Source organism: Thiothrix litoralis, from assembly GCF_017901135.1.
GTDB classification, from domain to species: Bacteria; Pseudomonadota; Gammaproteobacteria; order Thiotrichales; family Thiotrichaceae; genus Thiothrix; species Thiothrix litoralis.
In genome coordinates, this window is record NZ_CP072801.1 from 1,823,990 (window position 1) to 1,837,292 (window position 13,303).

Below are 13,303 nucleotides of genomic sequence, written 5' to 3' on the forward strand. Positions count from 1 at the left end.
CAACCTTAGCAGACGAAATTAACATTTATTCTGCTTATAGGTCATAAACATGGCATCACCGTAACTAAAGAAGCGATATTGCTGACAAACGGCATGTTGATAGGCTTGCTTAATGTTTTCATAACCCGCAAACGCCGAAACCAGCATCAACAGGGTAGATTCTGACAAATGAAAATTGGTGATCAGGGCATCCACCACCAGAAAGCGGCAACCCGGCGTGATGAACAAACGTGTGTCACCTTGAAAGGGTTTTAAGCCGCCACCCTGCGCGGCACTTTCCAGACTACGCACCGAAGTCGTACCCACCGCCACCACCCTGCCGCCACGCGCCCGGCAAGCCGTTACCGCATCACAGACTTGCTGGGAAACCTCCACGTATTCGGCGTGCATCACATGCTGCGACAAATCCTGCACCCGTACCGGCTGGAAAGTGCCCGCGCCGACATGCAGGGTCACGGCTGCCGTTTGCACCCCTTTACGTTGCAAAGCATCCAGCAATGCCTGATCAAAATGCAATCCAGCCGTCGGCGCAGCCACCGCGCCCGGCTGTTTGGCAAACACCGTCTGGTAACGCTCCCGATCAGCCGGGGTATCTTCACGTTCGATATACGGCGGCAACGGCATATGCCCATACTGTTCCAGCAAGCTCAAGGCAGAATCCGTATGCAGAAACAGCACCTCAAACAAATCCCCCTGCCGCCCGGTCACTTGCGCATCAATCGCCTGTTCCAGCCGCAAGTGCGTGCCCGGCTTGGGGGCTTTGCTGGCGCGGATATGAGCAAGCGCGGTGTGTTCGCCGGTAATGCGTTCCACCAGCACTTCAACCTTGCCCCCCGTGGCCTTCTCACCATGCAAGCGGGCAGGAATCACCCGGGTATTGTTGAACACCAGCAAGTCTTCCGGCTGGATCAGCGCCAGCACATCGGTAAATTGACCGTCACGGTATTCACCACTAGCACCATCCAGAATCAGCAGGCGGCTGGCAGTACGTTCTGCCAAAGGCTCGGCAGCAATCAGCTCAGGGGGCAGGTCGTAATGGAAATCACTCAGTTGCATGGGCATCAGTTACAGCATCGGGCAGTTATGGGGCAAGAAATAATAACAGCTTGAAAAATTTCTTTCGACAAATCGAAAAAGTTAGGTATAATTCGCAGCCTTCACCCCCTGCCGGGATGGCGGAATTGGTAGACGCAGCGGATTCAAAATCCGCCGATGGTAACATTGTGCGAGTTCGAGTCTCGCTCTCGGCACCACTTGTGAACTAACAACAAGTGAGAACATCTAACCCGCCAGTCGCGGGTTTTTTTGTGCCCGCATTCGGCACACCAGACCAAAAGGCTAACAACAACGACAAAGGGCTAACCACCATGCCACACCATGCCAAAGATCTCCTCGCCCTCGCGAAAGCGGTTATCGACACTGAAATTGCCGCCCTTGCTGCCCTGCCCTCACGCTTAGACAACGAATTCCTGAACGCCTGCGAAGCCATACTGGCCTGTAAGGGGCGCGTCATTGTCACCGGCATGGGCAAATCCGGGCACATTGGCAATAAAATCGCGGCAACGCTTGCCAGCACCGGCACGCCCGCGTTTTTCCTGCACCCCGGTGAAGCTAGCCACGGCGACCTCGGTATGATTGTTAATGGCGATGTCATCATCGCACTCTCCAACTCTGGCACGAGTGCGGAAATTCTCGCTATCCTGCCCGTCATTCGCCGCCTCGACGTGCGCGTCATCGCCATGACTGGCGACCCGCACTCACCAATGGCTGAAGCCGCCGATTTCCACATTAATATTGGGGTAGATAAGGAAGCCTGTCCGCTGGGGCTTGCACCGACTTCCAGCACCACCGCCACGCTGGTAATGGGCGATGCGCTCGCGGTTGCCCTGCTGGAAGCGCGTGGCTTTACCGCTGAAGATTTCGCCCGCTCCCACCCCGGCGGACGCTTGGGCAAACGCTTGCTGGTGCATGTGCATGACATCATGCATACCGGCGCAGACATTCCACAGGTCAACCCAGATGCACCTCTGCAACAAGCGATTCTGGAAATGACCCGCAAAAAACTCGGCATGACCGCCATCACCGACACGAACGGTAAACTGCAAGGTATCTTCACCGATGGTGACTTGCGACGCTCTTTCGATAAAGGCCAAGATCTGCATACACAACCCATTTCCGCCCTGATGACTACACAATTCCGTAGCATCGACGCCAATAGCCTCGCGGTCGAAGCCCTCAACCTGATGCAGGAATACGCGATTACCGTGCTGCCAGTCGTGCAGGATGGCAGCGTTATCGGTATCATCCACATGCATGATCTTTTACGCGCAGGAATCGCCTGATGATAAACACTTTTGACAATCTCTCCGCCGCTGTGCTTGAACGCGCCCGCAACACCAGCCTGGTCATTTTCGACATCGACGGCGTATTGACCGATGGCAGCCTGTTCTACGGCGATGACGGCCAAGAATACAAAGCCTTCAACTCCAAAGACGGGCACGGCATCCGCATGTTGCTGGAAAGCGGCTTGGAAATGGCACTGATCACCGGGCGACAATCCGAACTGGTACTTCACCGTGCCGACAACCTGAAAATCCCCCGTAACCGCATCTGGCAAGGCTACCGCGACAAGCGTCCGGCCTTCGATGACCTACTTGCCCAAACCGGGTTAAAGCCGGAAAACATTGCTTACGTGGGTGATGACGTGGTGGATCTACCCGTGATGGCACAAGTTGGTTTCGCCATTGCCGTCGGGGATGCACATTACTACGTCAAACAGCACGCCCACTGGGTCACACAAACTAACGGTGGTCATGGCGCAGGCCGCGAAATCTGCGAAATGCTGCTGCACGCCCACGGTAAATTACAGCCCAAGTTGGCTAGCTATCTGGCATGAAACACCTGCTTGCGCTGGTTGTCACCCTGATCATCATCCTACTGATTACACAGGCCGAGGATTATCTAGGCAAAACTGACATTAGCCAATTGACGATGGAAAAAGACCAGATAGACTACTACCTATCCGATTTTTCCATCATGGCAATCAAATCCGATGGCACGGTCGGTTACAGACTCTCCGGTCGACACCTATCCCATTGGCAAGGTAAACGCCAGAGCCGGATCATTGCCGCAAAAATTGAGACCTCGGCAGGATTCAAGCTACAGTCAGACCGCCTGCTGTATGATCAGACCACGCGGGAAATTTCCACCGATGCTGAAGTGTTCATTACATCACCTTCTGGCACCACACAATCTACCGGACTTACCGCTAAACTTGACGATAATTTACTAAAACTGGATTCCAATGTGCGCTCAACCTACCAAGTCAACACCGTCAAATAACGGATTAACCCCATGGTTATTGTGCCTGCTGCTGGCGGGCATGGCTTCCACGGCCTACGCCATCAAATCCGATGTAGAAGCCCCGGTGCAGATTGAAGCCGACGCAGCGGTATTCGACAAAATGGCGGGTAAAGCCAGCTACGATGGCAATGTCAGTATCCGCCAAGGCACACTGGAAATCCTTGCTGCCCACATTGAAATCAACGCCCCCAACAATGAAATTGTCAGCATTGTGGCCACAGGTTCCCCCGTCAGCCTCAAGCAAAAAATGGACAACGGTAAACTTGCCAGCGGCAAAGCCCGCGAAATGCAATATCTGGTCAAGGAAAAGCGCCTGATCCTCAACGGTGATGCCGAACTCCTGCAAGATCAGGACAGATTCACCAGCAACCACATCGAATACCTGACAGACACGGGTCAGCTCAAAGCCGGTGGCACAGGCAGCAAAGGCAAAGCAGGCCGGGTTTCCGCCGTATTTTACCCCACCAACAAAGCCGCCCAATGAATACCCTTACCGCCCGTAACTTGCAAAAAAGTTACAAAAAACGCCAAATCCTCAAAGGTGTGGATTTGCATGTCAACACGGCTGAAGTCGTTGGTTTACTCGGGCCGAACGGAGCGGGCAAGACCACCTGTTTCTACATCATCGTCGGGCTGGTCGGCGCTGATGCCGGGCAAGTGTTGCTCAACGACAAAGACATTACCGCCGCCGCCATGCACGAACGCGCCCGCGAAGGCATCGGCTACCTGCCACAGGAAGCCAGTATTTTCCGCAAGTTGACCGTGGCGCAAAACATCATGGCAGTGCTGGAATTACGCAAAGAACTGAACCGCAGCCAGCGCCAAGCCAAGGTTGACAGCCTGCTGGAAGAATTCCAACTGACTCACCTGCGTGACAGCCAAGGCATCAGCTTGTCAGGTGGAGAACGTCGCCGTGCTGAAATTGCCCGCGCTCTTGCCAGCGAACCCGCCTTCATCCTGCTGGACGAGCCATTCGCTGGGGTTGACCCCATTTCAGTGCTGGAAATCCAGAAAATCATCCGGCATCTGGTCGCCCGCGACATCGGCGTGCTGATCACCGACCACAATGTGCGCGAAACCCTCGGCATTTGCCACCGCGCCTACATCCTCAGCGAAGGTAAAATTCTGGTCGAAGGCTCACCTGATGATATATTACAGAATGAACAAGCCCGCCGTGTCTATCTCGGGGAAAACTTCAAACTGTGAGATGACTTAAGTCAGCCGCCATTCACCCCGATTATCGCATCTTTGCACCAGCAAACGATTAGCGTAGTATAAAAGCCATGACAGACAGGATTCATTGGCGACACAGGAAAAAGGAATAACAAGAACAATGCTCAAACAGGGATTCGATCTCAAACTGGGTCAGACACTCTCAATGACCCCGCAATTACAGCAGGCCATCCGCTTGTTGCAGTTGTCTTCACTTGAGTTACAGAACGAAATTCAGCAAGCGTTGGAAGAAAACCCTTTGCTGCAACTGACCGATGAAGCTGAGGATTCTCGCCCTGAAGCACCCAGTGAGCCGCCAACGGAAGCCACCGCCAACACCACCGAACTGTCTGAGACAGAATCCGCTGCCGACGCCCCCAGCGACCATTCTCAGCTTGATCAGGATATTCCCGACGAACTGCACATGGATGCCGAATGGGAGGACGTTTACGACACCCGTAGCAGTAACAGCGATGGCGGCGGTGATGTCAGCGGTTTCCTCGAAAATCAGGGCGATACTGCCGACAGCGGCTTGCAGGAACACCTGCTATGGCAAATTCGCATGAGCAACCTCACCAGCATCGACAAGCAAATTGCGGAAGTGTTGATAGGCTCGCTGGATGATGCTGGTTACTTGTGCGACCCGCTCGAAGAAATCTTTGAAAACCTCCGCGATGAACTGCTGATTGACCTTGAAGATGTCGAAGTTGTCCTCAAATTTATCCAGCAACTCGACCCAGTAGGCGTAGGCGCACGCGACCTGCGTGAATGCCTGTTGATCCAGTTGGCGCACCTCCCGGAAAGCCGTATTCTCTTCAAAGCCCGTCAGCTTGTCGAAAAAAATCTGGACTTGATGGAGCGGCGCGACTATAAAGAAATAAGCAAAAGGTTGAAAATAGAACAAGGCGAACTGGAAGAGATCATCTTGTTGTTACGCAGCCTTCAACCAAGACCGGGTAGTGCTTATTCAGCATCCAGTGCCGATTACATCGTGCCTGATGCTTATGTCCGCAAGATCAAAGGAGAATGGGTGGTTTCACTGAACGCGCAAGTCACGCCACACCTGCAAGTTAACCAGTATTACGCTGATATGCTGGGGCAGTCCAAAAGTGAGCATGACGCCAGCTACTTCAAATCCAATTTGCAACAAGCCCGCTGGCTGATCCGCAGCGTTGAAAGCCGCAACACCACCATGCTGAATGTTGCCAAAGCAATAGTTGAACGTCAAAGCGCTTTCATGCAATATGGTGAGCAGGCAATGAAGCCACTGATTCTCAGGGATATAGCAGAAGAGCTTGAAATGCATGAGTCCACTATCTCCCGTGTCACCACCAACAAATACCTGTATACCCCGCGCGGTATCTTTGAATTCAAATATTTCTTCTCCAGCCAGGTAGACACAGATGCCGGGTCTAGCTGTTCATCCACCGCCATTCGCGCCATGCTCAAAAATCTGATTAATGAGGAAAATCAACACTCCCCCCTAAGCGACAACCAATTAACTAACCTGCTAAACCAGCAGGGTATTAATGTAGCGCGACGTACTGTCGCCAAGTATCGTGAAGCAATGTCCATTCCGTCATCGCATGACCGGAAGGCGTTGGTTCCGACCTGAACTGTGAGCGTTATGATGACAAACACAGTTTCTTCCATGACCTTGAACAAGGAGCTTGCATTATGCAATTAGAAATCACTGGGCATCATCTTGAAGTGACCGACTCCATGAACAACTACGTGCGTGAAAAGGCAGAACGCCTGAAGCGCCACTTTGACCAAGTAATGAAAATCCATTTCATTCTGGAAGTCCAAAAACAGAACCACAAGGCTGAAGCGACTTTCCACGTCAACGGTAACCACTTTTTCGCCGATGCCATTTCAGATGATATGTACGCAGCCATTGACGCCTTAACTGACAAACTCGATCGACAAATTGTCAAACACAAGGAAAAAATGAAAGACCATCATCGTCAGGAAGCTGTACAACTGGCTGCTGCAACTGAAGAAACCGTGGACTAATACATTATGGACATCACTACCCTGCTCTCTCCCGAACGGATCGCCTGCAAGCCAGACGTTTCCAGCAAGAAACGCGCCTTTGAACAACTGGCGGAGATGCTTGCCACAGGCCAGGACACCTTGGGCGTCGACATGATTTTCGATGCCCTGACCAATCGGGAGAAGCTGGGTAGTACGACCATCGGCAATGGCGTTGCCATTCCCCATGCGTGTATGTCCGTCACTCAACCTCGAGGGGCTTTGTTGTTAGTGGAAGACGGGATCAAAATGGACGCGCCGGATAAAAAACCCGTGCAACTGTTCATGGCGATTCTGGTTCCACCCAACCAAGCCCCTGATTATTCCGACCTCATTACCCAACTGACCAGCACCCTGATACAAAAATCACTGATTGAAGAAATCTGTAGCTATTGTGACAGTGAAACGATGCTGGATCACTTCATTACGTTATTCACTCCACCCAACCACCCGTTAGAGGGTGCATTAGCGGCTTAATAGTATGCACTTGGTCATCATTAGCGGTATGTCTGGTGCTGGCAAAAGTTATGCCTTGCACACACTTGAAGATAACGGTTATTACTGTATTGACAACTTGCCTTCCCAATTGCTGGAAGCCCTGCTCAGTACCCCCCAAATAGCCAAACAACCGTATTTGGCTGTTGGCATTGATATCCGGGGCGGGCGCGACAGCCTGCTGGATACCCCCGACATTATCAAGCGGGTACGCCAGCGCGTGCCCAGCACGCAAGTCATTTACCTGTATGCCACACAGGAAGTCTTGCGTAAACGTTACAATGAAACCCGCCGCCGTCACCCCTTAACCAGCGAAGCTCAGGAACTCGACAAAGCCATTGCGTTAGAGTCCACCCTCTTGGAGCCACTGGCTATTGACGCTGACTTGCGGCTGGATACCTCGCATATTGGCGTGTATGAGTTGGGGCGTATGCTAACTGCACGCATCAGCCAGACCGACCAACAGCACTTGTCGCTGATGATTCAGTCATTCGGTTTCAAACACACTGCCCCGTCGGATTCCGATTTTCTGTTTGACGTGCGCTGCCTGCCCAACCCTTATTGGGAACCTGACCTACGCACCCTGACAGGTCGTGATGCAGGCATTATCGAATGGCTCGAAAAGCATGAGGACGTACAACGTATGTATCACGATCTGCGTGCTTTCCTCGACAACTGGATTCCCAACATCGACAAAGCCAACCAACGTGCTTACCTGACCGTCTCCATTGGCTGCACGGGCGGGCGACACCGTTCAGTGTATCTGGCCGAACAGCTCTACAAGCACTTTCGCAAAACCCTGGGTGAAAACGTCATCCTGCGTCACCGCGAACTCAACTACGTGCGTTAGTCGCGCTGCTGTCACGAAAGTGACACATACTTACGCTTAAATGCCTGTATAACATGAAATTCATACAGGTTTCACATGAGCAATATCCTGATTGTCGAAGATGAACAGCCGATCCGCAAAATGGTCGGCTTTGCCCTAGGACGGGCAGGTTTCACCCTGAACGAAGCGGAAACGGCTGAACAAGCGTACACCGCGATCCACCGCCAACGCCCGGAACTGATCCTGATGGATTGGATGCTGCCCGGCATGAGCGGCATTGAACTGGTTAAACGCTTACAACGCGACAGCAACACCCAAGACATCCCTGTCATTATGTTAACCGCACGCAACGAAGAAGCCGACCGCATTTCCGGGTTTCAGGCAGGCATCGACGATTACATCAGCAAGCCGTTTTCCCCCGCCGAATTGGTGGTAAGAATTCAAGCCGTATTGCGCCGCACCCAGCATTCCCAACCGGCAGACATCCTCGCATTCGACAGGCTGACCCTCGACCCACTCAGCCACCGCGTGACCGCAGGCGACACCGAACTCGAATTTGGCCCCACCGAATTCCGCCTGCTGAAATTCTTCATGCAACACCCAGACCGTGTGTACAGCCGCGAACAACTGCTGGATAACGCTTGGGGACGCAATGTGTATGTGGAAGAACGCACAGTCGATGTCCATATTTTGCGTCTACGCAAGACCCTAGCACCACACGGTTTTGAACATTACATCCAAACCGTGCGCGGCTCAGGCTACCGTTTTTCGCCGAACCCCTGACCTTCTGCCAGCGTAAACACAACCGTCACAAAAACGTCACTGTCTTGCAGCATTAACCCTGCAAAATCAGTAAGGTATCCACTACGAGACGTGCATTTTTGTGTCAAAGCCTAGCCTTCAACTTGTCAGCAGCAACACCCGACTGAGCGTCGTCACCGAAACGTGGCCGCCAGAAATCAACGGGGTAGCACGCACCATCAGCCAGATGGTGACAGGCTTGCGTGCACACGGCGGCTATCACATCCAGTTGGTACGCCCACGCCAGACTGCGCGTGACAAAGCTTTGCACGCAGACGGTTTTCAGGAATACCTCGTCAATGGGCTGACGCTGCCGTTTTACAAAGAAGTTCGGCTTGGCTTCCCGCAATACAACGCCCTGAAACGCTTGTGGAAAAAGCAACGCCCCGACATCGTGCAAATCGTCACCGAAGGCCCACTCGGTTATTCCGCCATGAAAGCCGCGAAAAAACTGGGCATTCCGGTCATCAGCGACTTCCACACCAACTTTGACCAATACAGCCGCTACTACCGCTTGAGCGGGCTGTTTAGTCTGGCAAAGCGTTATTTACGCCACGTCCACAACCAGACACTGGTGACGCTAGTCCCCACCCGTGAATTACAACAACAACTGAGCACCAGCGGCTACACCAAACTGGGCATTCTGGATCGTGGCATTGATGTAAAGCTGTTCAACCCACAACGCCGCAGCCCTGCCCTGCGCGAACAACTCGGCGTCCAGCCCGACCAATTGCTGGTCACATTGGTCTCACGCATGGCACAAGAAAAAAACCTCGATCTGGCGTTTGAAGCCTTTCGCGCGATTCAACAACACGTTCCCAAAGCACGTTTCCTGCTGGTTGGCGATGGCCCAGAACGCAAACGCTTGCAAGATGCCCACCCCGACTGCCTGTTCGTAGGAATGCAAACCGGCACAGCCTTGGCGGAACATTACGCCAGCGGCGACCTATTCCTTTACCCCAGCACCAGCGAAACCTTCGGCAATGTCGTGCTAGAAGCGATGGCCAGCGGCCTGCCGGTCGTCACCTTCGATTACGCCGCCGCTCACGAACATTTACGCAGCAATATCAACGGCATGAGCATGGCACTGGATGACAATGCCGCTTTCATTCAAGCAAGCACCACACTCGCGCTCAACCCTGTTTTACGCAAAACCCAAGGCCATGCCGCCCACCAGACCGCCCTCAGCTTGAGCTGGGAAAAAGTGGTGGAACGTTTACACCAAACCCTCCAGACCATTCTGCACGAGGTACGCCATGAAGCTGCTACACCAACTAAATGACCGTGAAATCCCGTTGTGCCTTCTGTTCAACCGGGTCAACCACTTAAAACCGATCAGCCTGTTTTTTGCGGCGATCAGCCGTTTGGGAAACGGGGTCTTTTGGTACGTGCTCATGCTGATGTTGCCGCTGATTTACGGCTGGCAAGCCCTGCAAGTCTCGTTGCACATGGCGTTGGTGGGGCTGGCTGCCCTGCTGGTTTACAAATGGCTGAAAAGCTCCACCGAGCGGGTACGCCCTTACAGCCACAGCGACAATATCCTGCAAAATGTGGCGGCACTCGACCAGTTCAGCTTCCCTTCCGGGCATACCTTGCACGCAGTCGGGTTTAGCTGGGTATTGCTGAGCTATTACCCGGAATGGTTCGTGCTGGTAGTGCCGTTTAGCATTCTCGTCGCCTTGTCGCGAGTGGTGCTGGGGCTGCATTACCCTAGCGATGTGCTGATGGGCGCGTTTTTGGGCGCTGGTCTAGCACAAGGAAGTTTCTGCCTGTTGTCTTGCCTATTCTAAAAGGGGGCGGTCATGACGTTGCAACCGATACGGCCGTTTACAGCATCCTCGATACTGAGTGGGGGATGGTGAAACAAAGGCTGGAAGCGCGGATGCAACGCAACAGTGTCAGCACCCATCAAAATATGCCTCGTATAGTCAGCCCGCCTGTGCATTTGACGCCAGCTCAAACTCCTGAAAATTCACGGGTAAATTAATCTCATCCTTGCCGCGCTGCAAAGTCAGGCTGAGTTGCACCGCCCCTTCATATTGCTCCAGCAATTGTACTGCTTGTGCCTCGCTTTCCAGTTTCACCCCATTGACTGCCAGCAACACATCCCCTGCTTGCAAACCAGCCTTGTGGAATAGCGCCGGATCAGCACCGGGTGTTAAACGATAACCGGACAATTTACCATTCACCACGACCGCCTCCGGCTGCACCGCGTCAAACAGACGGTAAGGGTCTAGTGCTGCGTTGTCACGGAATGACTTCAAATCGACCAGCGCCAGCTCATCCATAGACAACACCGGCAAAGCTGACTGGGCAGTGTGCGGTGTCACGGTGTGATCACCGAGTTCCAGTTTTTCCAAGCGTTTGCCCTGTTGCAGCAAGGCGTAGCGCTCACTGACCTCCAACAACTTCACCCCTTGATGAGTATGCAATTCGCGCCCGCTCTGCACCAGAAACTGCTTCCCCTGATACTCCATCACCGCAAAACCCTGCCCATCCGGCAAGCCCAACATACCCTTCAGGTTAAGCGGCAAAACACTCACGGGAATGTCGTCCCAATCCAAACGACGCTTCACCGCACCAGCAGGTGTGGGCGTTGACTCGAACTGAAGCGGGAAGCGCAACAGCGACAAATAAGCCGGGTTGTAATTGCCTTGCGGGTAAGGCTGGGTATTGTCAATTTGTGTAGCACTGTTACCCGCACGGTAAGTAACACTCGCCGGATTATCCTGCTCAATCGGACGTTCCGTAATCATTTCACCGGTTTGGTACGCCGTGCCATCCACACGGGTCAGCGGCTCCGCAGGATCACGGAAATGGCGGAACGTCACAGGCGTTTCCGGGAACACATCCTTGCCTTTGCTATAACGCTGGCTAACCACCACTTGGCGATAACGCGCCGCTGCCGCCAGTGCATCGCGTTCCGGCGGGTACAGCAAACCACCCTTGATGGTTCCATCCGTTTCCAGATACTCACCTTTAGCGGTGAATTCGCGCATCAGCTTTTGACGCAAGGTTTGCACTTGTTGAAAACGCTCCGCGCTGCTGGTGTCGAGGCTCGGCCAGTCTGCACTATAACCCTCCACTTCGCGGATAACCCCCGCCAGCACAGCTTCAACCGCAGGCGGCATATCACCGTAGAGGCTTGCACCCACCACCGTTTCAAGGAAATAGCGTAATTCACCTTTGCCCAACTCACGATTGAGTGGGTCACCCTGCCCCGCCTTACCCGGTATCGCGGTTTCCGAGGCATTAGGGTCAGGTTGGTACAACAAGTAATTCATTTCCTGCCACCCCAACGCCCCGGCAAATTTGCGCGGCATTGCCCAAGTGCTATCCACGGTATTGCCCGTGCCAGAGGTAAAGGTTGGAAATTCAGTGCGGGTAATGCCACTATGGCAACCGATACACTGGGTCATTTCTTCACGGTTTTGCGGACGCAAGGCACCATTCTTGTCTTCGATATAGCCAGCCAACAGCCAGCCTGCACCATTGTCTACCCAGCCTTGTGCATCATTGCCATAAACACCCGTGCCTTCGGATTTCTCACCAGGACGAAACTGGCTCGGCTGCCAATCCTGCATTTTGTACATGTAGCGCACTTCCTTGACCCGGCGGCTACGCGTTCCTGGCGCACGTACATCGACATAGTGTAAGGGATGGGCAAATTCCGTCCCCAGTGGGTACAAACCACGCTGAACCGCGACATCCTGCGCTTTCCCCACAAAGGTTTTACCATCAGCGGGTAATAAGCGTCCTTGGATGGCACGTTCCAGCAAATCAAGGTTTTGTTGGTAGATCGCCAGATCAAAACTGCCATTGTCATGTTGCATGAATTTTTCCGGCAAACGGATGTAGATACCAGAAACCGAGCCAGTCATGGGGGTGAAAATCCCATAGGGCATGAAATTAAGCGCACGCCAACCGGTAATCCAGCCTTGTGCATCACTAAAGAAACCATTTTTTGCCGTTGTACTGCGAACAAAACCATCAGCACTGGCAGGCAAGTCAGCCGGATCAAGACCAGGAAACAAGCGGAACGCTGACTGCATACCGGCATCCCATTGTTTCGGATCACCGGGACGCTGATCATAAGCTGCTTTCCAGTTATCGGTACGCAGGTAAGTGCGCATATCCCACGCCGTGGGGTCAATCCCCATTGCCACCACAGCACGCAGATTTTCTGGCTTCAGGGTATTTTCCCAGTGGTTAATGGTCGCCAAAGGAGCAGTGGTTTCGTAAGGGGCAAAAGCGTATTCCAATTGCAGATTGCCGATACGGGCTTCCAGACCTGCCTGTGGATTGTTATTGCCCAAGCCGGACTGGTAAGCGGCATTGGTGTGGCAATATTGGCAAGCGTTTTGTGTCCCTCGTGAAGTTTCGCTATAACACTGAGCAGGAATCTGCGGATAAGGGTTGCTGAACATTGTCGGGCTAAGGCGACTACCGATCAGCCCCACACTAGGCGTACTAACCGCTCCATCGCCACAGCCCCCCAATAAGAGAAGCCATAACAGTAAATAAATTTTATACATAAAACCAAACCTTGTCAGACAAGAAAGGCCGGTA

Annotated in this window: 14 protein-coding genes and 1 tRNA gene; 13 read left to right on the forward strand and 2 right to left on the reverse strand. The window is 53.2% G+C overall.

Going from position 1 to position 13,303, the window contains the following annotated elements; translation table 11 throughout:
* Nucleotides 1-18 precede the first annotated feature (18 nt).
* Nucleotides 19-1,056 (reverse strand): tRNA preQ1(34) S-adenosylmethionine ribosyltransferase-isomerase QueA, encoded by a 1,038-nt coding sequence (gene queA / locus J9253_RS08790; RefSeq protein WP_210224582.1) that lies wholly within the window; start codon nucleotides 1,054-1,056, stop codon nucleotides 19-21.
* Nucleotides 1,057-1,166: 110 nt separating this feature from the next.
* On the opposite strand from queA, the gene J9253_RS08795 reads away from it, so the two are divergent.
* From J9253_RS08795 to J9253_RS08855, 13 genes are all read left to right on the forward strand, one after another.
* A tRNA-Leu gene (locus J9253_RS08795) sits at nucleotides 1,167-1,253 on the forward strand.
* A gap of 114 nt (nucleotides 1,254-1,367) precedes the next feature.
* Nucleotides 1,368-2,342 carry a KpsF/GutQ family sugar-phosphate isomerase gene (locus tag J9253_RS08800; RefSeq protein WP_210224583.1) on the forward strand — a complete coding sequence of 325 codons (975 nt, stop codon included), beginning with the start codon at nucleotides 1,368-1,370 and terminating at the stop codon, nucleotides 2,340-2,342.
* Nucleotides 2,342-2,896 (forward strand): 3-deoxy-manno-octulosonate-8-phosphatase KdsC, encoded by a 555-nt coding sequence (kdsC, locus tag J9253_RS08805; RefSeq protein ID WP_210224224.1) that lies wholly within the window; start codon nucleotides 2,342-2,344, stop codon nucleotides 2,894-2,896. Before J9253_RS08800 ends, kdsC begins: the two co-directional genes overlap by 1 nt.
* Nucleotides 2,893-3,342, forward strand: a complete 450-nt coding sequence (gene lptC / locus J9253_RS08810; RefSeq protein ID WP_210224225.1) for an LPS export ABC transporter periplasmic protein LptC — start codon at nucleotides 2,893-2,895, stop codon at nucleotides 3,340-3,342. The genes kdsC and lptC overlap by 4 nt, the downstream gene beginning before the upstream one ends.
* Before the next feature lie 40 nt (nucleotides 3,343-3,382).
* Nucleotides 3,383-3,847, forward strand: a complete 465-nt coding sequence (gene lptA / locus J9253_RS08815) for a lipopolysaccharide transport periplasmic protein LptA (protein WP_228291550.1) — start codon at nucleotides 3,383-3,385, stop codon at nucleotides 3,845-3,847.
* Nucleotides 3,844-4,569 (forward strand): LPS export ABC transporter ATP-binding protein, encoded by a 726-nt coding sequence (gene lptB, locus J9253_RS08820; protein ID WP_210224227.1) that lies wholly within the window; start codon nucleotides 3,844-3,846, stop codon nucleotides 4,567-4,569. Before lptA ends, lptB begins: the two co-directional genes overlap by 4 nt.
* Before the next feature lie 127 nt (nucleotides 4,570-4,696).
* Entirely contained in the window at nucleotides 4,697-6,190 is a 1,494-nt protein-coding gene (locus J9253_RS08825) for an RNA polymerase factor sigma-54 (RefSeq protein WP_210224228.1), read from the forward strand.
* A 62-nt stretch (nucleotides 6,191-6,252) separates the two neighbouring features.
* Entirely contained in the window at nucleotides 6,253-6,591 is a 339-nt protein-coding gene (gene hpf / locus J9253_RS08830) for a ribosome hibernation-promoting factor, HPF/YfiA family (protein WP_210224229.1), read from the forward strand.
* 6 nt (nucleotides 6,592-6,597) lie between these two features.
* Nucleotides 6,598-7,086 (forward strand): PTS sugar transporter subunit IIA, encoded by a 489-nt coding sequence (locus J9253_RS08835; protein WP_210224230.1) that lies wholly within the window; start codon nucleotides 6,598-6,600, stop codon nucleotides 7,084-7,086.
* 4 nt (nucleotides 7,087-7,090) lie between these two features.
* Nucleotides 7,091-7,954, forward strand: a complete 864-nt coding sequence (rapZ, locus tag J9253_RS08840; RefSeq protein WP_210224231.1) for an RNase adapter RapZ — start codon at nucleotides 7,091-7,093, stop codon at nucleotides 7,952-7,954.
* 75 nt (nucleotides 7,955-8,029) lie between these two features.
* Nucleotides 8,030-8,716, forward strand: coding sequence for a phosphate regulon transcriptional regulator PhoB (gene phoB, locus J9253_RS08845; RefSeq protein WP_028489450.1), 687 nt, complete (start codon nucleotides 8,030-8,032; stop codon nucleotides 8,714-8,716).
* Nucleotides 8,717-8,816: 100 nt separating this feature from the next.
* On the forward strand, nucleotides 8,817-10,016 hold the full coding sequence (locus J9253_RS08850) for a glycosyltransferase family 4 protein (protein ID WP_210224232.1): 1,200 nt from the start codon (nucleotides 8,817-8,819) through the stop codon (nucleotides 10,014-10,016).
* Nucleotides 9,991-10,524 carry a phosphatase PAP2 family protein gene (locus J9253_RS08855; protein WP_210224233.1) on the forward strand — a complete coding sequence of 178 codons (534 nt, stop codon included), beginning with the start codon at nucleotides 9,991-9,993 and terminating at the stop codon, nucleotides 10,522-10,524. Before J9253_RS08850 ends, J9253_RS08855 begins: the two co-directional genes overlap by 26 nt.
* A gap of 138 nt (nucleotides 10,525-10,662) precedes the next feature.
* Here J9253_RS08855 and J9253_RS08860 read toward each other — a convergent pair whose 3' ends face one another.
* Entirely contained in the window at nucleotides 10,663-13,269 is a 2,607-nt protein-coding gene (locus tag J9253_RS08860; RefSeq protein WP_210224234.1) for a PDZ domain-containing protein, read from the reverse strand.
* Nucleotides 13,270-13,303: the final 34 nt, after the last annotated feature.

What these genes read in the sequence shown, in the direction of transcription:
- queA (WP_210224582.1), bottom strand. Translation starts at nt 1,056, where the DNA reads ATGCAACTGAGTGATTTCCATTACGACCTGCCCCCTGAGCTGATTGCT.
- J9253_RS08800 (WP_210224583.1), top strand. Translation starts at nt 1,368, where the DNA reads ATGCCACACCATGCCAAAGATCTCCTCGCCCTCGCGAAAGCGGTTATC.
- kdsC (WP_210224224.1), top strand. Translation starts at nt 2,342, where the DNA reads ATGATAAACACTTTTGACAATCTCTCCGCCGCTGTGCTTGAACGCGCC.
- lptC (WP_210224225.1), top strand. Translation starts at nt 2,893, where the DNA reads ATGAAACACCTGCTTGCGCTGGTTGTCACCCTGATCATCATCCTACTG.
- lptA (WP_228291550.1), top strand. Translation starts at nt 3,383, where the DNA reads ATGGCTTCCACGGCCTACGCCATCAAATCCGATGTAGAAGCCCCGGTG.
- lptB (WP_210224227.1), top strand. Translation starts at nt 3,844, where the DNA reads ATGAATACCCTTACCGCCCGTAACTTGCAAAAAAGTTACAAAAAACGC.
- J9253_RS08825 (WP_210224228.1), top strand. Translation starts at nt 4,697, where the DNA reads ATGCTCAAACAGGGATTCGATCTCAAACTGGGTCAGACACTCTCAATG.
- hpf (WP_210224229.1), top strand. Translation starts at nt 6,253, where the DNA reads ATGCAATTAGAAATCACTGGGCATCATCTTGAAGTGACCGACTCCATG.
- J9253_RS08835 (WP_210224230.1), top strand. Translation starts at nt 6,598, where the DNA reads ATGGACATCACTACCCTGCTCTCTCCCGAACGGATCGCCTGCAAGCCA.
- rapZ (WP_210224231.1), top strand. Translation starts at nt 7,091, where the DNA reads ATGCACTTGGTCATCATTAGCGGTATGTCTGGTGCTGGCAAAAGTTAT.
- phoB (WP_028489450.1), top strand. Translation starts at nt 8,030, where the DNA reads ATGAGCAATATCCTGATTGTCGAAGATGAACAGCCGATCCGCAAAATG.
- J9253_RS08855 (WP_210224233.1), top strand. Translation starts at nt 9,991, where the DNA reads ATGAAGCTGCTACACCAACTAAATGACCGTGAAATCCCGTTGTGCCTT.
- J9253_RS08860 (WP_210224234.1), bottom strand. Translation starts at nt 13,269, where the DNA reads ATGTATAAAATTTATTTACTGTTATGGCTTCTCTTATTGGGGGGCTGT.